This window comes from Mesorhizobium shangrilense (assembly GCF_028826155.1).
GTDB lineage: Bacteria > Pseudomonadota > Alphaproteobacteria > Rhizobiales > Rhizobiaceae > Arvimicrobium > Arvimicrobium flavum.
On the sequence record NZ_JAQGPN010000001.1, the window covers coordinates 2,123,268 to 2,147,543 of the forward strand.

The 24,276-nt window shown below is 61.9% G+C and carries 15 protein-coding genes and 1 pseudogene; 10 read left to right on the forward strand and 6 right to left on the reverse strand.

Features of this window, described 5'->3' with window-relative positions; translation table 11 throughout:
* Nucleotides 1-204: 204 nt before the first annotated feature.
* A complete protein-coding gene (locus PD284_RS10415; protein WP_274628130.1) occupies nt 205-525 on the forward strand; it encodes a hypothetical protein in 321 nt (106 codons plus the stop codon).
* 346 nt (nt 526-871) lie between these two features.
* Nucleotides 872-1,450, forward strand: a complete 579-nt coding sequence (locus PD284_RS10420; protein ID WP_274628131.1) for a hypothetical protein — start codon at nt 872-874, stop codon at nt 1,448-1,450.
* A 368-nt stretch (nt 1,451-1,818) separates the two neighbouring features.
* Here the strand turns inward: PD284_RS10420 and PD284_RS10425 are convergent, their stop codons facing one another.
* A complete protein-coding gene (locus tag PD284_RS10425) occupies nt 1,819-2,955 on the reverse strand; it encodes a hypothetical protein (protein WP_274628132.1) in 1,137 nt (378 codons plus the stop codon).
* A gap of 1,074 nt (nt 2,956-4,029) precedes the next feature.
* On the opposite strand from PD284_RS10425, the gene PD284_RS10430 reads away from it, so the two are divergent.
* Both PD284_RS10430 and PD284_RS10435 read left to right on the forward strand, forming a co-directional pair.
* Nucleotides 4,030-4,833: a MipA/OmpV family protein gene (locus tag PD284_RS10430; protein ID WP_274628133.1), complete on the forward strand. Its 804-nt coding sequence runs from the start codon at nt 4,030-4,032 to the stop codon at nt 4,831-4,833.
* A 517-nt stretch (nt 4,834-5,350) separates the two neighbouring features.
* The gene (locus PD284_RS10435; protein ID WP_274628134.1) at nt 5,351-6,808 is read left to right on the forward strand and encodes an amidase; all 1,458 of its coding nucleotides are present in this window, start codon (nt 5,351-5,353) and stop codon (nt 6,806-6,808) included.
* On the opposite strand, the gene PD284_RS10440 is transcribed toward PD284_RS10435, so the two are convergent.
* The gene (locus PD284_RS10440; protein ID WP_274628135.1) at nt 6,787-8,457 is read right to left on the reverse strand and encodes an amidohydrolase; all 1,671 of its coding nucleotides are present in this window, start codon (nt 8,455-8,457) and stop codon (nt 6,787-6,789) included. The genes PD284_RS10435 and PD284_RS10440 overlap by 22 nt on opposite strands.
* Nucleotides 8,458-8,597: 140 nt before the next feature.
* Between PD284_RS10440 and PD284_RS10445 the strand changes: the two genes are divergently transcribed.
* From PD284_RS10445 to PD284_RS10460, 4 genes are read left to right on the forward strand one after another with little or no spacing between them, the layout of a single operon-like run.
* Nucleotides 8,598-9,704 carry an ABC transporter ATP-binding protein gene (locus PD284_RS10445; RefSeq protein WP_274628136.1) on the forward strand — a complete coding sequence of 369 codons (1,107 nt, stop codon included), beginning with the start codon at nt 8,598-8,600 and terminating at the stop codon, nt 9,702-9,704.
* Between the two features lie 2 nt (nt 9,705-9,706).
* Nucleotides 9,707-10,630, forward strand: a complete 924-nt coding sequence (locus PD284_RS10450) for an ABC transporter permease (RefSeq protein WP_274628137.1) — start codon at nt 9,707-9,709, stop codon at nt 10,628-10,630.
* Nucleotides 10,623-11,426: an ABC transporter permease gene (locus tag PD284_RS10455; RefSeq protein WP_274628138.1), complete on the forward strand. Its 804-nt coding sequence runs from the start codon at nt 10,623-10,625 to the stop codon at nt 11,424-11,426. Before PD284_RS10450 ends, PD284_RS10455 begins: the two co-directional genes overlap by 8 nt.
* A 23-nt stretch (nt 11,427-11,449) precedes the next feature.
* Complete coding sequence (locus PD284_RS10460) at nt 11,450-12,484, forward strand: extracellular solute-binding protein (RefSeq protein WP_274628139.1); 1,035 nt, start codon at nt 11,450-11,452, stop codon at nt 12,482-12,484.
* A gap of 120 nt (nt 12,485-12,604) precedes the next feature.
* Here the strand turns inward: PD284_RS10460 and PD284_RS10465 are convergent, their stop codons facing one another.
* The gene (locus PD284_RS10465; protein ID WP_274628140.1) at nt 12,605-13,681 is read right to left on the reverse strand and encodes a vanadium-dependent haloperoxidase; all 1,077 of its coding nucleotides are present in this window, start codon (nt 13,679-13,681) and stop codon (nt 12,605-12,607) included.
* Nucleotides 13,682-14,032: 351 nt separating this feature from the next.
* Here PD284_RS10465 and PD284_RS10470 point away from each other — a divergent pair, with 351 nt between their 5' ends.
* Complete coding sequence (locus PD284_RS10470; protein ID WP_274628141.1) at nt 14,033-17,170, forward strand: ATP-binding protein; 3,138 nt, start codon at nt 14,033-14,035, stop codon at nt 17,168-17,170.
* Nucleotides 17,171-17,212: 42 nt separating this feature from the next.
* Here the strand turns inward: PD284_RS10470 and PD284_RS10475 are convergent, their stop codons facing one another.
* Nucleotides 17,213-18,157, reverse strand: coding sequence for a hypothetical protein (locus PD284_RS10475; protein ID WP_274628142.1), 945 nt, complete (start codon nt 18,155-18,157; stop codon nt 17,213-17,215).
* A gap of 1,069 nt (nt 18,158-19,226) precedes the next feature.
* Nucleotides 19,227-19,442, reverse strand: a pseudogene (locus PD284_RS10480) (tyrosine-type recombinase/integrase); the annotation flags it as partial.
* 156 nt (nt 19,443-19,598) lie between these two features.
* Here PD284_RS10480 and PD284_RS10485 point away from each other — a divergent pair.
* Entirely contained in the window at nt 19,599-20,291 is a 693-nt protein-coding gene (locus PD284_RS10485) for a class I SAM-dependent methyltransferase (protein WP_274628143.1), read from the forward strand.
* A 208-nt stretch (nt 20,292-20,499) separates the two neighbouring features.
* Here PD284_RS10485 and PD284_RS10490 read toward each other — a convergent pair whose 3' ends face one another.
* Entirely contained in the window at nt 20,500-24,090 is a 3,591-nt protein-coding gene (locus PD284_RS10490; RefSeq protein ID WP_274628144.1) for a beta strand repeat-containing protein, read from the reverse strand.
* Between the last annotated feature and the right edge of the window lie 186 nt (nt 24,091-24,276).

Here is a 24,276-nt window from a genome sequence, read left to right on the forward strand (position 1 = left end):
AATAAAAATCAGCGTCGCGGCGCTATCCGCTTGATTGGTTAACCTTGGATCGACTTTTGCGGATTGGGCGGAACGCTTGTGCCAGTGCCGTTTACGCGGACTTCACCCGCAGCGTGTTTCCGTCAGACCAGCATAAACTTTTCGGAAATGGTCATGCCTCGAACAGTATCGCCACTTTTGGTCACAGCCATCGCGCCGGGTACCATGAAACTCATATACGCAGTCATGGCCCTGCTGGCGGTCGCTCCCGCATGGGCAAGCGACATCCCACGCTATGACCCGCCAAGATACTGCAAATCCGTTTCCGACTTTGGCGGCGGCGGCGCGATGATCTACAACGGATGCATCCAGATGGAACAAGAGGCTTACGATAGCCTCAAGCGCATCTGGAATGGATTGCCTTCAAAGACAAAGCACTACTGCGATGAGGTCGCCCGTTTTGGCGACCGTTCCTATGCCATTCTAAAAGGCTGCATCGACATGGAAAGTGATGCGGCCTCCAGCACGCCGGGGTTTAGGTTCTGATGATACGCATGCTCGCAGCCATCCCGTTCCTGCTCACCCCCTTGGTTGCTGGAGCGAGTGAACCCGTGGTCGTCAGCTGCAACTTCGAGCGAATGCCCCCGATGCTTTTGACGTTTCGTGGAGGTATGGGAGCCAACGACAATACACTCCAGATTGGTCAGACACCCCCAGTTCCCCTGAGCGTCGGTTCGAGCATGATGCTCGCTTCCTACGGAGCGCAGGAGTTCTCGTTCTCCCTACGTCTCCCTGCCAACGTCTCGGTAAGCGCGCCCGGCCAAGACACCAAGACATTTTACGGAGAGTGCATCAGTTCGTTGCAACCCGGGTGAGCGGAACAAGGACTTCGATGCCGAACGTCAAGATCACAGAAAAGCAACTCGACATCGCCTTCGCGGACATGCTGAACGGGAATGAGGCATTTCGCGACTGGGTGCTGTCAGGATCGAAATTCGCGCATCTGCGTCCCAACCTTCGGCTGCTAACGGAGGAACTGAGCAAGTCCCGCCGAATGCCTGCTCACAGTTGGCGGCACGTCTGGTGCGTCATGCCCGATGGCACAGAAGGCGAGACCGACATCTTCACGGTCTTCGAGGCAAGCGACGGCTACAGGTTCGCTCTGCACTTCGAGAACAAGCCCCCTCACGGCATTCTGCGACCCAATCAGGGCGACGCCTACCCGAAGCGGGCCGAGTTCCTGTCCGGCCATCCTAGATACCTGCGCTACGAAGGATGGGAGACGGCGATCATCGCTCCACAGGCGTTCATCAGCCGCTACGCCGACGAGTGCCGTCCTTTCGACCGGACGATCACCTATGAGGCCATAGCCGAGTGGATACCGCTGTTCGGGCAAGCTCTGGCTGGAGCGGGCGCGTCATCTCGCCCCGCCATCGCTACGGGCGCGTCTATTGTCAGCCTCCCAAGCTAGGTGGTCTTCGAGCGCGGCATTTTCCGCAAGGAAGATCACGAGCCGGTAGATTGGATCAGCTTGTGAAATTGATTTCACAACTGGGTTAGGATCATTTGCGGGAGAGCTATCGCCGAAGGGCAGCATCAATTGCTGCTTGCTGTCTCCAGCCTGCAAATGTCGCTCGTGAGCGTACCTGTCTTTCATGGACAAGGACATGCTATTCGGGACGATCGCCATCGAGCGCAAGCCCTTGTTCTCTTAAGGGTTGCGTATTTAGTCTACTATCGAAGCCCGTATCGGCGGCCATGTCGTTTCTGTCGTTGCGTGTCTCCGCTACAGCCCGCCTTGTCCCGCGAAGCCGTGGACGCTGACTTGTCTGGTCCGGCCTACATCTGGTCGCCAAGTTGATCTTTGAGGGTGGCAGCGGCCTTAGCTTCCACCGCGCTTTGAACTTCCAGTTTGTGGAACCGCTGCTCCATCTTCTCCACCCATTCGCGATCATGGTCCCGGACTATCTCGCGAAGGTGCTGGGGGAGGTTCGGGAAATAGAAATGCGGATTGCGCGTGACCACTCGAACGAAATGCCGCTCGTCGCCATCATCTTCGAGACCAGCGACCAGATGGCCGTCTCCGTCTTCCAGCAAAGACCGGATCAACTCCCCCTTTGTCGCGGGAATATGCTCGCCGTCACCATACTGCCGCTCATGCTGGTAGTAGCGTGCGTCTTGGGAAAAACGGTGATCGTCCATCGTCGGGTTGCAGATGCGGTGACGCTGTTTCGCGGTGTAGATGCCAGCCGGGAAATCCAATTGTGGATAGCCCCATAGCGAGGAGACCGAGAAGGCAATGAAGTTCGCATGAAGGTTCTTCACCGACGGTGCGGGGATGTAGCCCTGCGACATCAGCGCGGGAGAGACGGAACCGGAGTGAAACCGATTTCCCGCGATGATCTCGTCATCCGACCACCCGTTGGGTCTGCGCTTACGTATCGCGCTGAGAGAAACGCCTTGCTGCTTCGCCAGTTGCGCGGTGGAGTAGGTCTGCCCCGTCTTCGAGCAGATGTAGATGAGACTGTCCGACTTGTTGGAGTTCTGGGTTGCCTTGTCTGCCCATCGCACCTTGTGCCGCGCATACTCGGGGTCGGTGTTGTCGATCCTATCGACCGTCATTCCTTTCTGGGGCATCGGTCCCATGATGGACAGGAAGCTGTCGAACTTTTTGAACTCGGGGTGGACAACCGCCCCCTTCGCCTTCACCCGGCTGAGCATGTTCTTGTGGCAGCTTTCCTCGGCTTTGTATTTGGTCCGGAGCTGCGTCTTCGTCAGGGTCTGGAGGTCGGCGATGAAATCGTCACTGTGTGCAGCGTTGGGGATTTTCGCAGGAGCGGGAATAGGATTGACGGGGCTACTCCTGAGGGGGAATTCCGCCTTGTGAGAAAACGTGCCGCACTCGGTGTTTGCTGATTTCGACATGGCGCATTCGATCCTTTCGAGTTGTGATCGGATGCGAAATGCGGTATCCATAGACCCGCTCGTAGCTGAGCATCCAACCAGTTTGACCGTCACCCTTTGCCGAGGGGGACGGTCTTTCATTTTAGGGGTGGGGTGCGGTTAACTTACAAGCGTCGAACGTTCGGGCGGGGCAGCTAGTAGCCCGGTAGCATCTGTGCAAGAACGCTCCGATGGTAGGTCGCGAGCGGCGCTTGCGGTTAGCAGACGCTAGAAAATCCCTTGTGGGTTCAATGAGGGGTTTTAGTTCGGTTAGCAGGTGTAAGGGGTTGAGTTCTCTGGATTGTGCCCGATCCTCCGGGCCCACCAGTTTCACAATTCGTGACCGCGCCCTGTTCGATCTCGCAATCGACAGCAAGCTTCGCGGCTACGACCTGGTCAAGATCGGTGACGCTGCCCCCAGTTTCTATCCAGTTCTGAGTTCGTTTTCCGCGATGGTTTTGGCCTGTTCGGCGGGTGAAGCGACGGGTGAGACGCTCTACGTCGACGGGGCCACCGCATCATGGACGAGCAAGCGCCGGCGATGGTCGCCGTGCTTGAACGTCCGTTCCTGAAGTTTCAGGAGCGGGAAGCTGACGGTCGGCTCACGGCCCCAAGGCTGCCGGGCCTCAATGCGCCCGTTAACTGCCGGGTGCGTTTTCGGGCGAGACGTGACAAAACCGGACGTGGAGCGCGGGATGACTTTTTGGGCCGGGTTCTCCCCATGGCCTATAGACGATTATCGAGACGTCGCCGCGAGGTTCGCGGGCGACCTCCTAGGCTGCGAGGTGGACTTGCTCATGCCGTGAAACATCCGCCGCCGCACCGTCGCTCGCTCATCGGCCTCACTCCCGGCCTCACTCCCGGCCTCAAGAGCACGCTCGAAGCCATAGGGTTGCGAACCGTTGCGTCGTGCGCGTCGCCAGCTTTGCCGAGCCCGACCCATCAATGTTGCGCGGGAAGGACACTTCGGTTGGACGAGCAGGTGGTGACAAATCGGCCACACGACGCGGTTGCTTGTATTCACTACGTCAGTATCGCTTGCAGCATCTTGGGTCATACTTCACTTTGAAGGTGATCGGTATCTCAGATCCGAAAGGACTGGAAGCTTTGATCAAGATTGGCCTCAGCTTGGCTGCTGCAACCGTGTTGCTTGCGACGCGCGCCTGGTCAGCCGACGATTTGCGGGTGGATCAGGCGCCGCCGACCGACGTCGACGTTGTCATCGAACTCGGCCTCGGCGGCATCATTCGGCCTGAATATGAAGGCTCGGAGGATTATGAGGTCTTTCCGTGGCCATTGATCGGCTTCGGCTATCTCGTCATCCCCGGCCTGTTTGCAATCGGCAGCCCAGAGGCTCAGGCTGGCGGATTCGCGGTCGGCCCCTCCTTCAACTACAGCTCTGATCGGGACTTCAACGATGATCCCGACCTGGTCGGGCTTGATGATGTTGACGCTGCATTCGAAGCTGGTTTGCGGGCCAGCTATGAATGGACCAATGCCGAGATTTGGGGCGAGGCTCGCTATGCTTTCGGCGGCGCTGAAGGCGTCGTCGGTGAGTTCGGCGTCAACGCGGTAGCCCGACCCACACCCGAGCTCGAGCTGAAACTAGGGCCTTTCGCGACAGCTGCCTCGGCCGACTATCTGGGCACCTATTTCGGAGTTTCGGCTCAAGAATCGGCAAACACAGGCTTCAGAGTTGACGCCTTTGATCCAGACGGTGGTTTCAAGAGCGTGGGCATCAAAGGAGTTGCAAGATACGAGTTTCGGCCGACCTGGTTTTTGAACGCCGAGGCAACGTACAGTCGGCTTGTGGGAGACGCTGCTGATTCGCCGATTGTCAAGGCTGGCACAGAAGACCAATTCAGTTTCGGGTTGGGTATCTCGAAGAGGTTTTCGTTCGATCTGTTCTAAGCCTTGTCCCGCAGGCCTGCTGTGTAAAATGGCGCTGGCGACGCGTCGTTGCGGAACAGTGCAAATCCGCTCCCGAGAGCTGAAATCCGGAGACTCTGCTCCGGCGGGCTGAGAGGCTGTAATCCGTATCCATGAACCTCATGCAGGCCGCCGTCGGCTTGCTCTGGAAAATGCGACCGACCCGACGCTGCAGCCAAGTGTCTGCTTCTGAACAACGGCAACGAACGTCATGGCGTTCGACTTGAGGTCGGCGACGGAACGGTCGCTTCTCAAAATATGACCCCGTAAGCTGCCCGTTCGTTCTCGGCCCCATCTTGGACGACTAGCCTTGTTTTGCCGACGCCCGGAAGCAGACATTAGGGCCAACCTAAGGGTGCGTTCCGGAGCGGACATTGGTGACCGTCCCGGTCCGACACAGACATTGCCTTGCTAACAAGGTTCCTGAAGGAATAGGTTGCTCTGACAAAATATTGTCGGTCGCGATATTCCTCCGGCTCCCGCCTCTGTTCGTTCTCAAATGACCACCAGTCCTTATGAAACATGCGATGCGGTCGCGCTCGCCGAAAGCGTTGCCCGAGGCGACGTCACGCCAGGCGAGTTGCTCGACGAAGCCCTGAAGCGCGTGGAGGCGTTGAACCCCGCAATCAACGCCGTCACCATGCTGCAGGAAGGCGTCGCGCGCCGCCTGATCGCGGACGGCCTCCCCGACGGCCCGCTGAAGGGCGTTCCGTTCCTGCTGAAAGACCTCGGCGCCGAGGCCGTCGACTTTCCGTCGAACAACGGCTCCCGACTTTTCGCCGACACGCGATACGGCCTGGACTCGTCGATCTATGCGCGGCTGAAGTCGGCCGGCCTTGTCACCTTCGGCCGCACCACTTCGCCCGAGGGCGGCGTCGGGCCGGTTACCGAAGCCGCGGTCTATGGCGGCCCGACGCGCAATCCGTGGAACCTCGAACGCACGCCGGGCGGCTCTTCCGGCGGCGCCGGCGCCGCGGTGGCAGCAGGCATCGTGCCTGCTGCACACGGATCGGACGGCGGCGGCTCCGTGCGGATCCCGGCATCGTCCTGCGGCCTGTTCGGCTTCAAGCCGACACGCGCCCGCCTGCCTGACGGGCCCTATGCCGGCGAGGGCTGGGCAGGCATGGCGATCGACGGTTTCCTCACCCGCTCGGTGCGCGACACCGCGGTCCTGCTCGATGCCACGCAGGGCTCGGATCTCGGCTCGCCCTACATGGCGCCGCCGCTGGAGGAGAGTTTCATCGCGGCCCTCGCACGGTCCCCCAAGGGCCTGCGGGTCGCCTTCGCCGCCACCTCGCTCACCGGCCAGCCGATCGACCCGGAGTGCCGGGCCGGCGTCGAACAGGCCGCGAGGCTGCTCGAAAGCCTCGGCCACCATGTCGAGGAAGCACTGCCCCAGGCCGACACGCGCGGCATGATGGAAGCCTGGACGAAGATCGTTGCGTGCGGAACCGCTTTGTCCGTCGAGTCCGCCGTCAGGAAGCGCGGACGGCCGCTCGCCGATGGCGAGATCGAGGGCATCGCCAGGGGCGCCATCGAATATGCGAGGAACCTGAGCGGCGCGGATTACCTGGAGGCGGTCGGCAAGGTTCATGCCTACGGGCGCGAGATGGCGGCCTTCTTCGAGCGATACGACATCCTGCTCACCGCGACGCTTGCCGAACCCCCCGCAAAAATCGGCCGTTTCGACCACCAGCCGGAGGACTACGTCGACTATCGAATGGGGCCGGGGCGCGTGTTCGACTATTCGCCCTACACCGCCGCCTTCAACGCGTCGGGCCAGCCAGCGGCGTCGCTGCCGCTGCACTGGACGGCGGATGGACTGCCGGTCGGCATCCACCTTGCCGCCGCCTTCGGCAAGGACGAACTGCTGATGGGGCTCTGCGCGCGCATCGAGGAAGCGGCGCCCTGGTTCGGACGCCGGCCGCCGCTGCGCTACGGCATGCCGCGCTCGTAGATGAAGCGGCCGCCGCAGATCGTCGCCTGCACCCTCAACGCGTCGATCTGCTCGGGCGCGGCGTCCTCGATGTCTCCCGAGAGGATGACGAGGTCCGCCATCGCGCCCGCTCTCAGCACACCCTTGCGGCCCTCGGCGAATTCCGCGAAGGCGCCGTCGCTGGTGAATCCGGCAATCGAATCCGCCAGCGACTGGCGCTCGTCCGGCGCGCCCTCGAAGGCGGGCGTGCGCGTCATCGCGGTCTTGATGCCGAACAGCGGGTCGAGCGGCGCGACGGGCCAGTCGCTCGCAAAAACCACGCGCGCCCCGCTCTCGCGGATCGTCTGCCAGGCATAGCCGGTCTTCATACGTTCGTGCCCGACCATCGACAGGATAGGCTCGACCGGATAGGCGCCGCCCGGCGCATGGGTGGGCTGGATCGACGCGAGCACTCCGAGCTGCGCGAAGCGCGGCAAGTCGGAGGGCCTCAGCATCTCGATGTGCTCGATGCGGTGGCGGCTGTCGCGCGCCCCGTTGGCACGCCGCGCCGCCTCGTAGCCATTCAGCGTCCGGTTGACCGCCGCGTCGCCGATCGCGTGCACGGCAATCTGCAGGCCGTGCCGGTCCGCCTCGACGCAGATCGCGTCGAACTCGTCCTGCTCGAAGAAGGAGAAGCCGCTGACGCCCGGCGCGGTGTCGTAGTCCTCGAACATGTCGGCGGTCGTCGACTCGATCACGCCGTCCATGAACAGTTTCACGAAATCCGCCTTGAGCCGGTCCGAATGCCAGCGGCGGCGCATTTCCAGTGCCTTGTCGAGCTCAGATATCGCCATGCCCGGCAGCATACGGAACGGGATGCGCCCGCGCACGCCGAGCCCTTCCGCCTGGTCAATCTCCTGCAAGAGTTCGAGCTGGTAGAAATTGCCGTCCATGTTGTGGAAGCTGGTGATGCCGAGCGAGGCGCAGTAGGCGAGACCGCGCCGCAAAATGCCGAGGTCCACCGCCCGCTGACCGGCCGTCGGGGCAGATTTCGGCTCGTGGCCCTGCAGGCCGAGCATCTCGCGCCCGCCGGTTGGCGTCAGGTCGGAGATCGGCGCGAAACCCTCGAACTCGCGCAGTTCGCCGGTCGCCAGCCCGTCCTCGCCCATCACGATCTCGTTGCCGGGCGGTACTTCACGCCCGTGCAGGATGCCGGCCGCCTCTAGGGCGGGGGTGTTCGCCCACATCGTGTGGTGGTCGCTGGCGAACAGCGCGAGCGGAACATCCGGCAGGATGCGGTCGAGAATGTGACGCGTGATCGGCTCGTTCCCGCCGAACATGAAATAGGCGGCCTGCTCGGCGACCAACACGCCGGGATCGATGTTTTTCGCCGCGCGCTCGCGGATCATGGCGGCGATGGTGTCGAAACCAGTGACGCCGCCGAGCGACAGGCTCGAAAGCTGCGCGCCGCCGGCGAAGAGGTGGATGTGGCTGTCGATGAAGCCCGGCAGTACCGAGGCGCCGCCGGCATCGATCCTGCGGGTCGACCCGCCGGCAAGCTCGCCGACCTCCGTCCGGTCGCCAACGGCGAGGACAGCGCCATCTTTCAGTGCGATCGCCTGCGCCCGGGGACGATCGGGATCCATCGTTAGAATCCGCGCGTTTTCGATGATGATGTCGGCTGTCGTCATTGTCGATGTTCCTCCGAAACCTTCCTACCGAGCCACCTTGCCGGAAGCCAAGTCGTCAAATACGCTGCCTTAAACAGAATGCTGACGCCAGGGTCCTGTACCCATGCCGAGGCACGGGGAACGACAGCAGGTGTGACAGTATGCCGGAGGTTGCCGGGGCTTGCGACAAGCGCGTAGCGATTGAAGCAAGGGGCATCGTCAAGGCCTTCGGGCAGGGGCGTACCGCGCTGCGCGCCCTCGACAACGTGTCGGTCGCCATCCGCGAGAACGAGTTCTTCACGCTTCTGGGGCCTTCTGGCTGCGGCAAGACCACCCTACTCAGGCTGATCGCCGGCTTCGAATATCCGACTGAAGGCGTCATCCTGCTGCACGGCGAGGACATCGCCGGCCTGCCGCCCTTCAAGCGCCCGGTCAACACCGTCTTCCAGAGCTACGCGCTGTTTCCGCATCTCACGGTCGCCGAGAACGTCGCCTTCGGGCTGCAGATGCTCGGCCGGCCGAAGCCCGAGATCGCCGGCCGCGTTTCGGAAATGTTGAAGCTGGTGCATATGGAAGAGCTTGGCGACCGACGCACGGACCAGATCTCCGGCGGCCAGGCGCAGCGCGTCGCGCTCGCGCGGGCGCTCGCGCCGGGCCCGAAGGTGCTGCTGCTCGACGAGCCGCTTTCGGCGCTCGACTACAAGCTGCGCAAGGAGATGCAGATCGAACTCAAGCGCATGCAGAGCGAAACCGGCATCACTTTCGTCTTCGTCACCCACGACCAGGAAGAGGCGCTGACGATGTCGGACCGCATCGCGGTGATGTCCAAGGGCAAGATCCTGCAGATCGGGTCGCCCTGGGACATCTATGACAAGCCTGCCGACCGGTTCGTCGCCGACTTCATCGGCGAGACCAATTTCCTGGCGGCGACGCTGATCGAGACGCGGCACGGGAAGGCGCGGGTCCGGCTGGCATCCGGGGCGGAGATCGAGGCCAGCGTGGCCGAAGGCGTGAAGCCGGGCGGGGAGGTCACCGTCGTGGTCAGGCCGGAGCACGCCCGCGTCGTAACCGAAGGCGGCCAGCTCACGGGGACGGTCGAGAACGTCGTCTATTTCGGGACGGACACGCATATCCACGTCAGGCTCGACGACGGCAGCACCTTCATCGTGCGGCAGCAGAACGCGCGCGCCGAGCCCTGCGGCTTCGCGGTCGGCGACAGGGCAGGCATCGAGATCGCGGCCGACGCCGCCCAGGTGCTGAGGGATTAAAGATGGCGACCGCGGCCGAGATCGCCAGGGCAGGACAGCGGAGGGACATCCGCTCACGCTGGCTGCTCTCGGCGCCGGCGCTCTTCATCATCTTCGTCGCCGCTATCGGCCCGCTGTTCGTCATGCTCGCCTATTCCTTCATGGTAAAGGGCGACTACGGCGACGTGAAGTTCGGGCAGTATTCGCTGGACGGCTGGTTTTCCGTGCTGTTCCAGCGCGACATCTTCGACGACACGCTTGGCCTCGCCGACGCGCACCTGTCGATCCTCTGGCGCTCGATACGGCTTTCCTTCATCACCACGGTGGCGACGCTGCTGCTCGGCTTTCCGACCGCCTACTTCATCGCAACCCGTCCCCGTCATACGCGCGAAATCTGGGTTTTCCTGGTCACCATCCCGTTCTGGACCAACCTCCTGATCCGCACCTTCGCGATGCAGCAGGTGCTCCGCAACGAAGGCGTCCTCAACACCGCGCTGCGCGCCACGGGCATGATCGACCAGCCGCTGCAGATCATGCACACCGACTGGGCCATCCTCTTCGGTATGGTCTATGTCTATCTGCCGCTGATGGTGCTGCCGCTCTATGCCAGCATGGAGAAGCTCGACTTCCGCCTGGTCGAGGCGGGCTACGACCTCTATGCCGGTCGGCTCAGCGTGCTCTGGCGCATCATCATCCCGCTGGTGAAGCCGGGCATCATCGCCGGCTCCATCCTGGTCTTCATCCCCTCGCTCGGCGCCTATGTCATCCCGCGCGTGCTGGGCGGCGGCAAGAACATGATGCTGGGCAACCTGATCGAGATGCAGTTCGGCGCCGGCCGCAACTGGCCGCTCGGGGCGGCGCTGTCCATTACTCTGATGGCGCTGGTGATGGTCGCGCTGCTGTTCTACGTGCGCAACGCCTCCCGTTCGGGAGTGCAGCATGGCTAGCCGGTATTTCGACGTCCGCGCCCAGCCCGGCTTCGGCGTCATCGCGCTGTTCACCTTCGCCGCGCTCTATCTGCCGATCATCACGCTCGTCGCCTACGCCTTCAACGCCAGCGACTCCGTCAGTGTCTGGGGCGGTTTTTCGCTGCGCTGGTTCGTCGAGGCGTCGCGCAACGTCGCCGTGCAGGATGCCGCTTGGCGCTCCTTCGTCATCGCCGTCTGCGCCGCCACTTTTGCGAGCATCGCCGCCACCATGGCCGCCATCGCCACGACGCGCACGGCGCCCTATCGCGGCCTCGGCTTCAAGTACGCCTTCATCAACCAGCCGCTGATGGTGCCGGAGATCGTCACGGCGGTCGCGCTGCTCATCGTCTTCTCGCGCATCAAGGTGTGGACCGGCTATTCCGGCCTCGGCTACCTCGTGCTGGCGCACACCGCCTTCTGCATCCCCTTCGCCTATCTGCCGATCCGCGCCAGGCTGGAGAGCATGGACCTGACGCTCGAGCGTGCGGCGGCCGACCTCTATGCAACGCCTTGGATGACGTTCCGGCACGTCACCCTGCCGTTGCTCAGGCCCGGCATCATCGCCGGCTTCATGCTCGCCTTCGTCATCTCGCTCGACGACGTCGTCATCACCGAATTCGTCAAGTCGGGCGGCCAGGATACCCTGCCGACCTACATGCTCGGCCAGATCCGCCGGACGGTCACGCCTGAGGTGAACGCCATCGCGACCGCGTTCCTGGCGCTGTCGATCGTGCTGGTTACCGCCTTCTTCTTCATCAACCGGAAGAAAACCTGAAACCAACACAAGGGGAATAGCGCATGACCTGGAAACTCAAGGCCGCAACAGCGGCGGCATCGTTGTTCGTGTTCGCGGGCGCCGCCTCCGCGGAGGGCGAGCTCAACATCTTCAACTGGGGCGACTACACCAATCCCGAGCTGATCAAGAAGTTCGAGGAGGCCTACAAGGTCAAGGTGACGGTTACCGACTACGATTCCAATGACACCGCGCTCGCCAAGGTGCGCGCCGGCGGCCACGGCTACGACATCGTCGTTCCTTCCGCCAACTACGTGCCGATCTGGGTCAACGAAGGCCTGCTGCTGGAGGCGCGGCCCGACCAGATGGAGAATTTCAAGAATGTCGACGAGCGCTGGGTGAACGTCCCCTGGGACGAGGGCCGCCGCTACACCGTTCCGTGGCAGTGGGGCGTGTCCGGCATCGGCGTCAACAGCAAGGTCTATGGCGGCGACATCAACACCTCGGCGATCTGGCTCGACCCGCCGGCCGAGCTGGTCGGCAAGATCAACGTCGAGCCGGAAATGACCGACGTGCTGTTCGCCACCATCCGCTATTTCGGCGGCGAGTGGTGCACCGACGACAAGGAACTGCTGAAGAAGGTCCGCGACAAGCTGGTCGAGGCCAAGCCGAAGTGGCTCGCCATGGACTACAGCGTCACCGAAAAACTGCCTGCCGGCGACTATTCGGCGGTCTATTACTGGAACGGCGCCATCCTGCGCTCGCGCATCGCCAATCCGGACATCAAGTTCGGCTATCCGAAGGAAGGCTACCCGATCTTCATGGACAGCGTGGCGATCCTTGCCGACGCCAAGAACGTCGAGAACGCAAAACTGTTCATGAACTTCATCATGGATCCCGAAAACGCCGCGCTGATCTCGGCCTTCGCCAAATACGCCAACGGCATCAAGGGCTCCGACGCGTTCATGCCCGCCGACATGAAGGGTGCGCGGGAACTCATCGTTCCCGACGAGTTCAAGGATGCGGGCCAGTTCCTGACCACCTGCTCGCCGGAGGTCAACGAGCTCTACACGCGCATCTGGACCGACGTGAACAAGTAACGCGTCTGCGCGGGCGGGCTCCGCCCGCGCCATCCCGCATGTCAGACCCGGCCGCACTCGAAGCGGAACAACAGCCCGCCTTGCTGAGCTTGCCCAACACGCTGGCTGGGAATGCCTTAACTATGGGAGTTCAAGCTGATTGATGAGAGACCGCTCCGGATCAAGTTCGCGCACGACCTCAATCGCCACGCGTTTTCCTTGAACGATACCCGCCTCAATGTCGGCCAAATAATGGATACCCGCCAAAAAGCGAGATCGTCCCGCTTGTTGAGCCATCATCTCGAGCGTGACTGCCCTCTTTGGCAGGTAGGACGCGAGCACGTAGGATGCTGCAGTCGAAATGACTGAGTGGCCCGATGGATAAGAGGGGAAGTTGGGATTTGGAATTACTGGCTCTATTTTGCTGTAGACCTGAGACGGTCGCGGTACTCCAAACGTATATTTATCCCGCCAGCAGGCGATCACAGCGTCATTGACGGCAATCATCGTCGCCCCAACGACGAACAGCTTTTGACCGAGGTCAAGATCGCTGGCGTCCAACTCGTTCAGTGCGATTTGAGCCCAATGTCCCGGGGGCGTAAATGTGCCGATGCCGTCAGCCCAGTAGAGCACTTGCGCTCTTTCTGCCGGCGATAGATTGGAGACTGCATTCCACACCAGCTGGGCCTGGCGGTCGAGGCTCCCGTAAGCGTCGGGTTTCTTCGATTGAAACCTCTCTGGGTCTCCGATGAGAAGCGGGCGGACATCGCCCCAATCGGGCCGCAAGGGGTCTGATCCTGGATCAGGATACCACTGACCTGAAGGCGGCGGGAGGCCGACGCCGACGCCGTTCCGCTTCCACAGTCCGTCAAGGAGCCGTGTGACGTCTCTCAGGACTACGAGCATATCCAGCTCAACTTTTGGTCCGGCTGTCGCGCACGAAACCGCCAAGACCGGATACGGCGCCCAGAGCAGCGTGCGGCTGGTTTGCTCTTTCGCCAATCCTAGGAAAAGATCGGGCACTATTCTCGCCGCTTCTTCTGACCCAAATTTCAACGCCGCATGCCGATATATCGCGTCGCTTCCGACGGCGAATGCCGCATAGAGACGACTGGCAAGGGGTGGATCGAGCCGATTGCGGGCAACGAACTGGAATACGGCGTTCCATCCGCATCGGTCGAGACGGAAATCCGCACGGGCGGGGGCGATCGCTGCCACGATCGCGGCACACAGAACCCACAATCCAATTGGGAAGACAAGACAAAATCGTCGAACGAAGGACCGTCCAACTAGACTATTGCTGCCTCCCCTTGCAGCATCAGAGATGCTTCTTGGAATGGACATCTGCCTACCTATACTTGTTGAGGTCTAGATAAGCAACGAAAGCTTGGACTATCCGACTAGATTCGTCGCCGCTGAGGCCAAATGGATTGCGTCAGAGAAACCCACTCCTGCCGACCGCAGTGACTGTCCGAAGCGCAGACAGACCGATTGTTGCTTTTTCGGAGCGCAGAGTCGCCGTACGATCGGCAGTAGCTCTCCGTGCGTCAAGTTTGGGAGTGCGAGAACGTGACTGGCCTTAGAGAATGGTTGACCTCGCTGCAGCTAGAGAACCATTTTGAGAAACTCGTCGAGCAGCGCGTAGATCTCGACGTGCTCCCAGACTTGACCGAAGCAGATCTCGCTGACCTCGGCGTGCCCCTCGGCGACCGCAAGCGCATGATGCGCGGCATCCAAGCGCTGCGTCAGGGCGAGGAGACTGGACCTGCGCGCGGGGCGGCATCAGCGGAGCCTCGCGAGTTTGGCCATGCTCGATCAGATCTACCTCTACTCTATCCAAAAGAGGAATTGCGCCAGCTGACCCTGCTCTTTGCCGACCTCGTGGGCTCGACCCAGTTGGCCAAGAACCTCGACCTCGAGAGCTATCGCGACGCGATCCGCAGTTATCAGCTCTGTTGCTCCGATCTGGTTCGCACACATTTCGGCTTCGTCGCCCAATTCCTGGGCGATGGTGTACTCGCCTATTTTGGCTATCCGAACGCCGAGGAGGATGACGCCGAGCGTGCAGTGGCTGCCGGGCTGCAGATAACGCGGGACGTAGCGCGCCTCGAGCGGGCCGGTCATGTGCCGCTCGCTGCCCATGTCGGCATCGCCACGGGAGAGGTGCTGGTGAGCGATCTCGTCGCGGGCCGGTTGACGATCAAGGGGGCGGTTCTCGGCGACACGCCCAATCTTGCCGCTCGACTCCAGGTTGTGGCGAAGCCGGGCCAGGTCATTGTGGCCAAAAGCACCCGGCGCCTACTTGGTAACCAGTTCGATTGTTCCTTCCTCGGCAATCAGCGGATCAAGGGATTCGATAGGCCGCAGGAGGTCTGGCTCGTCCGTGGCATGAAGGCGAGTACGTCACGTTTTGCCGCGCGGTCACGAGGTCGGATGACTCCGTTGATTGGTCGGGAGGAGGAACGCGAAATCCTGCAGCATCGCTGGGACACGGCGCGCGCGGGCGAAGGACAGGTGGTGCTTGTCTCTGGCGAGGCCGGGATCGGCAAGTCGCGGCTGGGCGAGTGGCTGCACGATGGCATTGCCGCTGAGGCGCATTACCGCTTGAACTATCAATGCTCGCCCTATCACAGCGGCAGCCCCTTCTTTCCGATCATGATGCAACTCGTTCACGCCGCCGGGCTTGGTGACGGCGACAGCGTTGACGAGCGGCTCGACAAACTTGAGCATCTCCTCGCGAAAGCGACCCAGGATGTCATGAGTGTCGCGCCGCTGTTCGCGCACTTGCTTTCGATCCCGTTCGAACACCGCTACGGGCCGCTCGATCAGCCGCCCGAGACGATCAAGGAGCGTACGGTGCTCGCGCTGCTCGAGCAGCTGTTTGGGCTGGCGGCGCGCCAACCCGTGCTGGTCTGTTTCGAAGATCTGCATTGGGTCGATCCCTCCACCGAGGAGCTGCTCGATGTGCTGGTCGAACGGATCGATGGAAAGCCGGTCTTGCTGCTGTGCACATTCCGGCCGGGTTACGAGGCGCCCTGGATCGGACGTGCCGGGGTGACGCACCTGGCGCTCTCGCGGCTTGACCGGAGGCGCTCGCTGGACCTCGTCATGTGGATCGCCTCGCACGAGGACCTACCCGAGGACCTGGTCGAACAGATCGTCGTCAGGACCGAGGGCGTGCCGCTCTTTCTCGAGGAGATGACCAAGTCTGTCATCGAGCACCGACAGCTTTCAGTCGACGGCGCTCCGTTCGAAATCATGCTTCCCGCATCGCTCAAGGAGTTGCTCATGGCCAAGCTCGACAGCCTGTCGAGCGCCCGCGAGGTTGTGCCGCTTTGCGCCGCGATTGGTAGGAGCTTCTCGTATCGGCTGCTGCTGGCAGTCTCGCAGCTTTCGGAGAACGCGCTGCGGCCGATCCTCGACCAGCTGACGCAGTCGCACATCCTGCTGCACCGGGGCGAGTACCCCGACACAACCTTCACCTTCCGCCATGCGCTGATCCAGGAGGCGGCGTATGAGACGATGCTGGCGAGCCGAGCGCGCGCACTCCATGATCAGATCGCCGATGTGTTGAGCACACAATTTGCCGAGATTGCAGAGACCCGGCCGGAAGTGGTGGCTCAGCATCTGAGCCGCGCCGGTCGCGCCGCCAATGCACGCGATCGATGGAGGGCGGCCGCCGCACTTGCGATAGCCAGCTCGGCTAATAATGAGGCGTGCGCGCACCTGAACCAGGCCCTGGGCGAGAACGCGAAACTTGCGCAAAGTCCGGAACGCACAACGGCGGAGATTGCACTGCGCGAAATGATGCGCGAGCCCATCGAGCTTTGTGGTTGGGGGTCCGAAGATATCGAGCTGAATCTTCGCCGGCTCTACGAGCTACGCGAGGAGCATGGCGACAGAGATGAATTGTTCTCGGCAATCTACGGCAGCTGCGGCACGCATTTGCTGGCCGGCCGCATCCGCGCGGCCGAGGCTGACGCCGATCGCATGGCTGCGCTCTCCGAAGAAACAGGGGATCCGGCGCACGGTCTTCTCACCGTCCATACTCGAGCTCTCCTGGCGTTCCTCTCCGGCCGCTTTCCGGTGGCGGTTGACGGCTTCGACCGCGAGATCTGCACTCTCCTCCCTGAGCACGCCGCCCGAATCCGGCGACACTACGTCGCCGACCCCGCAATCGTGGCTCGGGTCATGCAGGCGTGGGCTCTGACGCTTTCAGGCGACGACGCAGGTGCAGCTGCGCGCATAGCCGAGGCCGAGCGGCTGATCGGGATGCAAGGGCAGAGCTTCAGCCGAATCTACGGGCTGACGATCATCGCCTCTATCCGGCAGACCCGCGGCGAAGCCCGGGCGGCCCTAGAGTTGGCCACCGCCGCCTGGCGAATGGCGCATGAGGAGCGGGTGCCGTACTGGGAGGCCTGGGCGGACGTGGTGCGCGGATGGGCGATGACGGCGACCGGCGACGTTGATGAAGGGCTGGCCACGCTGCGCGAAGGCCTTACCGCCTACGCCCGCACCGGCGCGCGCCAGATGCTTCCCTACGGCCGGACGCTTCTCGCCGACGCCTTCCTCAAGGCGGGGCGGATCCAGGATGGACTGGCGGTAATCGAACAGCTTGAGCAAGAGGACGCGGCCAACGAGGTCCGATTCTTCGACGCCGAGCGGTTGAGGGTAGCCGAGGCGCTGCGACCCCAGGCCGGCGCGTAAAGCCGCGCAAGTTCGTGGAGGACGCCAGCATGGCAGGTCACGTTACTTGGTGTTGATCAGCGGCGGATTTTTGCATCGACCGAGGCAGTAGTAGGGCGGTGCGGCCCCGGGCGGCAGGGTCTCTGGGGGATAGAACAAGAACATCATGTCGATGCACGCTTCCGGGTCCGGCAGCAGAAGATGCCGGTAGTTGTCTCTCCAATCGCCATGATCGCGCATCATGACGCGCTCGTTCGGCTCAAAGAAGCCGTCATCATCGTGGTCCACCCACAGTCTTTCCACCTTGATCAGCACCCCCTTGGCCCAAAGTTTGTAGTTGAAAGGAGCCGCCGTCTGAACGTCGACCGGAATGTCACTATCGGGGAACACGTCGTTTGGATCCGCGGTGTTCTTTGCGAGCACCTGGAATACGTTGTCGCCGATCCAGACTTCGTATCTGAACCGGTCGATGTCGACGGTGCCGTTGGGCATCCCGATGGTGATCTGCGTCGTAACGTTGAGGTAACCGCCCTTGTCTTGATGGTCAAAGAAATAGCCGTCGATGTGACCTCGCGCGTCTATGACGATCTTGAGGTCAGGTTCGAACATGCCGGCGGGCGACTTGGCCTCTGCGGCCCTGAGTAAGGCATGCCCGAAGATGCCGCCGAGACCGGTGAGGCCGCGCGATATGATCTCTCGGCTCCTCCCATCGCCTTGCCGGATCTGGTCGATCAACTGTCCGATCGGGAGGTTCCCAATCAAGTCGTCGCGCATACTCCTTAGGATTTGGAGAAGCTTTGTTTCGTCGTCGATTGCCTGCTGAAAACTGTACATGGGCAACGGCGTCGGCGTCTTATCCGCCTGCGCGGCTTGCGGGGACATCGACTCGACGTCCCCCGTCATCAGTCGGGTCGGTTCGTAATAGCCGTTCTGGGCAGCAACCGCCGAAGCAGCTAGCGCGGCCATGGTAGTCAGCCCGAGCAGGAGCATCATCTGGTTGGGCCGCATAGTGGATCCTCCTAGGACCCGTGGCAACGAGAGAGACGCTTGCCCCGGGCAGGAAATTACGCTTGCAAAGCGCTGGCCCCCTTCACGCACGCTCTACCCTAACAATTCAGGAAAAGAGCGTCAATTTTCACTGGAGTCTTCTTTGTTTCCTGAAGACATTCGGCAAGACGTAGGGAGAATTTAAGCAAACAATCCGACAACTACACGCTCAGCTAAACGGGCACTCGTATCACATCCCGACAGCCCGTAGAGACGTTTGTTTTATAGCCGGCTCTGAAGTCCGATACGCGTCGGGCGGGTGTGGCTGCCAATGAATTGGCATGGCTCCCAGCCGTCCTCCGCTCCCGCTGCGCTTAAAATCGAGCCGGCGACCTGTTGCGGTAGCCAGGACCTCACTAATATTTTGCCGACTGGGGGTGGCAGACTCAGGAAGCTCCGCGAACGAACCGAACCCTGCGCCGCGAGCTGGAGAAGTCGCAGAGGCAGACGGACGAGCTCAGGTCGCTCTTCGACGCGATACTCACCCGGATCCGGAGGGCGCACCTCAAGGAAGGACTCACGTTCGACGGGTGGTTCGAGACAGAGCTTGGGCCAGGCATCGTTCCCGCGGATACGATCGGCGCTCACGATGCGTTCGGCGACTCTCGCACCGGCTAATGGCTATCCTTCAGGGTATGGCCAGCTATCCGGCGCGGGCGGATGAATCACTTGGATTCCCCGTTCTGGAAGAACTGACAATCCGCGCGGAGGCCAGACGCAAGATCGACGAGGAGCGTGAGGCGGAGCGAAATGCGTACCAATGCGTGCCAATCCCTTGATGGGTGTGCCCGCCGCTGGAGTCGTCCGATTGCAACTTATGATCAAGATGGTCGAACGATCTGACCGACCTCTAGACGTGCTCTACATAAACTCGATGCCGCGATGCTGAAAAGGGCTTCCTCGTTCTGATCGATCAGTAGATCCAATTCCGACAATGTGGTCACGGCGATTTCCCTATAGGTGTCTTTACCTGAAGGCAGCCGATGTACGATCGTCGAGGCAGAATTATCAATACTGTACGTGCATTTCATTAATGCGATGCGGCGAGCCGTTTCCTGCTGGCCCGGCGCGTGTAGAGCGTCGTCTGCTGCTTCGCCGTCCAACCGAAAATTGCCATGAGCTCGTCGTCGGTCGCGCCGTTCTCGGCGGCGATCGTGGCGGCTGCCTTCCGCAGCCCATGCATCGTGCAGTGGATCAACTCGGCCTTATCGCACCACCGGCGCATCGTGTTTCCGAGACCGTCGGCAGAAAAAGGCCGATCCGTTCATGGGGCGCTGGCACTGCGCGAAAAAATTTGACCGTGCCCATGGGCGCTCTATCTGGTTTCGCACCGGTCCGGGGCTTGGTGACAGGCAGATGAAGGTGGAGAATTTCCCTTCCTGCCCACCCGGAGAGCGGGCTCATGGCCGAACCCTTCGACGAATACTCATCCAGCTACGGCGAGACCGTCGCCGAATCGATCCGCTTCTCTGGTCTCGGCCACGACTTCTTCCTGAAGGCCAAAGCCAATCTGTTGCGGCGGCTTATCCATGAGCGAGGCCTGCGGCGGCAGGGAAGGAGCCTCAACCTGCTGGATATTGGCTGCGGGGTCGGTTCGCTGCATCGGCATCTGGAGGGAATGGTCGACAGCCTGAACGGCTGCGACGTATCCGAACAATCCATCGATCGCGCTCAGCGCGATCATCCCGAAAACGTGTACACACTCTGCACGTCGTCTCGGCTCCCCTATGCCAACTCGACGTTCGACCTCGCGTTGGCGAGTTGCGTTCTGCACCACGTACCGCCGGCGGCCTGGCCAGCATTTCTCGACGAAACGCGGCGCGTGCTGCGTCTGGGCGGAGTTGCCTGCATTATCGAGCACAATCCGTTCAATCCCTTGACGCGCCTCGCGGTCTTCCGATGCCCCTTTGACAAGGGGGCGGTCCTGCTTACTGCCCGCAAGGCAAAGGCGCTCGCTCGTGGTGCGGGCTTCAAGGAGCTCCGCGTCGAGCATTTCCTGCTGCTGCCCACAGCCGGTTATCTTGCTCAAAGGGTCGAACAGAAACTATCCGCTTTCCCCCTCGGAGCCCAATATGCGTGCAGCGGGCGCGCCTGAGTCCCTGCGTGCGTTCGGCGGCCGAGCACGTGATGCGCTTTGGCCTCGTTGGCGCTTTCTCCGCGGTTCTCTTTGCAGCATTGGCGACCGTCGGCTTTCCTGACGGATGCGCGGCCGTTTGTTGTTGGCGCGCTCCTTCCGCTTGGCAGAATGCTCGGACAAAAAAACGGGGGCCCGAAGGCCCCCGCCCAATTGACGTATCGATCAATTACACGATGGACGTGAAGTCGATCTGTGCCAGCGAGGTGTTCGCCAAGCGAACGACCTCATCTGCCAAGCCGCCACCGTTCTGGTCAAAGAAGACGTAGACATCAGCACCGACCTGTTCTGCGAAGTAGAGTACTGTTGCGTTGAATGCCGCGCTTGCGTTGGCATACGCGGCCGCATAGTCCGCCGCTCCAACACCCTCAGCGTAGTTCGCGACGCTACCAGCAGGGCCGGCAGTCGGACCGCCGGTAAAGTCCAACGTGTCGACGCCGAAGTCGTTGAAGTCCGTGATGGTGTCAATGGTCGAAGCCGCCAGCGCTGCCTGAGCGTCCGTGTCATCCTCATTGATGATGACAACGTCGTCGCCAGCTCCGAGGGTGATGGTATCCGCACCGGCCCCACCAATGACGACGTCGTTGCCGCCACCGGCATTGATCGAGTCATTGCCTTCACCACCGTCGATCGTATCAGCACCGGCACCGCCAGTGATCGTGTCGGCCGATCCGCCACCGGTCACGTTGAGAGACAGGTAGGCGTTGGTGATCTGCGACGCGTCGAGGTTCAGAACCGTGTCAGCACCTGCAACCAGCGGGTTGTCGTGCGCAGAGACGTTCAGGGTCTCGACGCCGGTCGTTGCGGAGGCTTCCTGCGTGCTGTTGACCAGGCGATCGACAGTCGCGTTGTCGAGTTCGAGAACGGCAGTCTGCGTCGCAGCCTGGTCGTTGGTGAACTCGATGGTGCCGACGTTCGACACGCCAGCCAGGTCGCCGATGGTCACGACGGCCGAGTTGCGGACTTCGAGAACGTCGGAGTTGCCCGCGTTGCTCAGCGCAGCCGCGCCACCGTCGATCTGCGCCAGGCCGTTCATGTTGGCGTCGGCCATGATGAAGCGGTCCGCCGTCTCGCCGAAGAACTCTTCGCCGTCATAGCTGAAGTTCGACTGCGCGTTGAGGCTGCGTGCATCGATGGTCACGCCCTCGTTGGCGGAGCCCGAGCCGTCGTTCTCCGGATCGTTGTCGTTGACGATCTGGATCAGACGGCCGCCGGTGACCGCCACGCCGTTGCTGGCGATCAGGTCGTTGGTCAGCGTCAGGTTGTAGCTGTTCTTGCCGTAGGCGTCGTTGGCGCCCGGCGCGGTGGCCAGATTGGTGCCGCCGCCGCCCTGGCCGACGAGGTGGATGGTCTCGATGTTGGAGACGTTGGTCCACTCCGACGCGCTGACGTTGATCAGCTTGCCGTCACCGTCGAGGTAGAGCGTGTCGTCACCATCGCCACCGTTCACCTTATCGCTGATCGACAGACCGGCGGTGGTGTTGTTGAGGGCGTCGAAGATGATGTGGTCGTCGCCCGAGCCGCCCAGGATGGTCTGCCCGCCATTGGCGACGGCCGCATTGTTCGACACGCGGACGATCAGGTCGCCCGTGTAGGCCGAGGCATCGACCTTTTCTCCGCTGAAGCGATCCGCAGCGCCGTTGCCAGCGTCCCAGATGCCCGTGCCGTCCGAATCACCGCCGCTCTGGTCAAGATCCAGCATGTTCCACGTCGAGTCGAGGTTGAGGAACTTGCCGGCCTGGTTCTCACCGAGCACCGTGATCGTGCCCTTGACGTCGGCGATCGAGGCGATCCTGACGCTGTTGGACTCCGAGTCGTTGTCGGTGAGGGTGACGTTCTCGACCTTGGCCGCGTTCAGCGTGAAGTTGAAGCGCGGATCGATGTTGATGCCGCGGACTTCGCCGTCAGCCTGGTCGACGATGGTCACGCCGACGAGGTCGGACGCGGTGTCGGCTGCCAGGTTAGCGGTGATCGTGTTCTGCCCCACGCCGTTGCTGCCGGTCGTGCTGTGCTGGATGACCAGATCAGCCGCAACCTCGGCGGACAGCTTGTTGAGGACGAAGTTGACGTCGCCCGGGGATACGTTGCCGAAGGCGCTCGACTCATTGCGCAGGATCACGCTCTCGAGGTCGGTGAACAGCGACGTGTCGACCGTGACGGTGTGGAGGCCGAATGCTCCATTGCCGCGGATATCGAGGTTCTCGACCGCCGTGACCGAACCCTTGGTGACGCTTGCGAACACCTGGACGGTGTCGTTGCCGTCGCCGCCGTCGATCTTGTCGTTGGCGCTGTCCATGCCGTTCAGCAGACGGATGGTGTCGTCATGCTTGGTGCCGGTGAACGAGAAGTCCACCTCGGTGCCCGAAGTGCCGTCCTGGTCGGCAATGACTTCGTCGCCGAGATTGATCTCGATAGCGGCGTCAAGGCCGGAGGCGTCAAGCGTCGTGAACGAGCCCGCAACGTTCTCGAACGCTTCGTCGTAAACGAACGCCTCGACCTGATCGCTTCCGCGAGTGACATCGAAGCTCTCGCCAAGCGACAGTTCAGCATCGCCGGTGATGGTCAGAGTCTCGAGTTCCTCGAGATACATGTCGTGGACATCGTTGCCGTCGCCGGTCGAGACCAGGTTGAGCTTCTCGATGCCCTGCGAGCCGTCGTTGCTCTGCAGGTAAAGCTCGTCGATGGTCACGGTGTCGAGGGTGAGGCTGACCTCATCCGCATCGCCGCTGACGGCCTTGTTCACAAAGAAGAAGCCGACATCACTGTTCTCGTCGTTGGAGTTCGACACGCTGATGGCGAGGTCCGCGGCCGACTGGATGTTGTAAGCCTCGAACCAGTTGCCGTCGACGCCGTCGACGTTGAGGTTCTTCAGGCCGGTGGTGTCCTGCAGATCCAGGTAGCCATCACCATCGAGACGCACGTTGACGTTGATCTCGTTGATGTTGTTGAGCGTCGCGTTGATGTCGTTGTCGCCGGTGTCGGCGTCGTTGACGAAGGTGAAGTTGAGCACGTTGTGGGCGCCCGTGCCGGTCAGCACGTCGTCGTCGTTCAGCGTGTTCATCTGGTCGGTGCCGCCCGGCGTGAAGGCGCGCGGCGCGTTGAACACCTCGCCCGACAGCGTGTCGGCGTTGACGGTCAGCGTCTTGCCGGGAGCCGGGTCGTCGTTGTCGTACTTGGCGCCGTCGGCGGTCTCGATCGGGATGAAGACGTCGCTGGTCTCCGGCAGGTTGGCCGAGCCGTCATTGATGGCGGCCTTCAGGTCGTTGATGGCATCGCCGACGCCCTGGTCGTTGGCGACCAGCATCTTGAGCAGCGAGGCCAGCCCCACGACGGCAGCGCCGTCTTCGCCGGCGACGCCGCGCTCGGCAGCCACGCCCGTGAAGAACGCCTGGGCTTCCGCACGGGTGAAGAAGGCAAGGCCTTCCGCCGTCTGGTGCTCGGCCGGCACATAGGCCTCGTAGATGGCGACGAGCTGGTCCTGCAGGGTGGCGGCGCCGGCGGTGATGGCGTCGAACTTCGCCTCTGCGGCCGGGTTGCCCTGGAACAGCGCGTTGACGCTGTTGATGAAGATATTTTCCGTGTTGAACACGATGTTCGGGTTGTTGGACCCGTAATTCGTCTCAAGCGCGTTGTTGATCAGGAACATGAAGCCGTCGACGCTGGGAACGCCGCCCAGCAAGACTTCGTAAGCGGCTGCGATGCCGGCAAAGGCATCGGGATTGCCATCAATGAGGGCATCCAATTCGGCCAGAGTTGCCATGATTTCTCCTCGAGAAGGTTACAACCGGACCGATTAGGGTCCGATCCGGTCGACTCCTTTACGCTCAACCGAAGGTAACTGTCAATTACACTGTACAAGTAAATTGCAGGGTGATAGCAAACGATCGTAGGTTGAAAATGAGTGCAGGGGGAGGCGTTGCAGATGAGCATCAACACGCAGAGCGTC

Bases quoted from the DNA above. Each gene is read 5' to 3' on its own strand.
- PD284_RS10415 (WP_274628130.1), top strand. From the start codon at position 205: ATGAAACTCATATACGCAGTCATGGCCCTGCTGGCGGTCGCTCCCGCA.
- PD284_RS10420 (WP_274628131.1), top strand. From the start codon at position 872: ATGCCGAACGTCAAGATCACAGAAAAGCAACTCGACATCGCCTTCGCG.
- PD284_RS10425 (WP_274628132.1), bottom strand. From the start codon at position 2,955: ATGGATACCGCATTTCGCATCCGATCACAACTCGAAAGGATCGAATGC.
- PD284_RS10435 (WP_274628134.1), top strand. From the start codon at position 5,351: ATGACCACCAGTCCTTATGAAACATGCGATGCGGTCGCGCTCGCCGAA.
- PD284_RS10440 (WP_274628135.1), bottom strand. From the start codon at position 8,457: ATGACGACAGCCGACATCATCATCGAAAACGCGCGGATTCTAACGATG.
- PD284_RS10445 (WP_274628136.1), top strand. From the start codon at position 8,598: ATGCCGGAGGTTGCCGGGGCTTGCGACAAGCGCGTAGCGATTGAAGCA.
- PD284_RS10450 (WP_274628137.1), top strand. From the start codon at position 9,707: ATGGCGACCGCGGCCGAGATCGCCAGGGCAGGACAGCGGAGGGACATC.
- PD284_RS10455 (WP_274628138.1), top strand. From the start codon at position 10,623: ATGGCTAGCCGGTATTTCGACGTCCGCGCCCAGCCCGGCTTCGGCGTC.
- PD284_RS10460 (WP_274628139.1), top strand. From the start codon at position 11,450: ATGACCTGGAAACTCAAGGCCGCAACAGCGGCGGCATCGTTGTTCGTG.
- PD284_RS10475 (WP_274628142.1), bottom strand. From the start codon at position 18,157: ATGCGGCCCAACCAGATGATGCTCCTGCTCGGGCTGACTACCATGGCC.
- PD284_RS10485 (WP_274628143.1), top strand. From the start codon at position 19,599: ATGGCCGAACCCTTCGACGAATACTCATCCAGCTACGGCGAGACCGTC.
- PD284_RS10490 (WP_274628144.1), bottom strand. From the start codon at position 24,090: ATGGCAACTCTGGCCGAATTGGATGCCCTCATTGATGGCAATCCCGAT.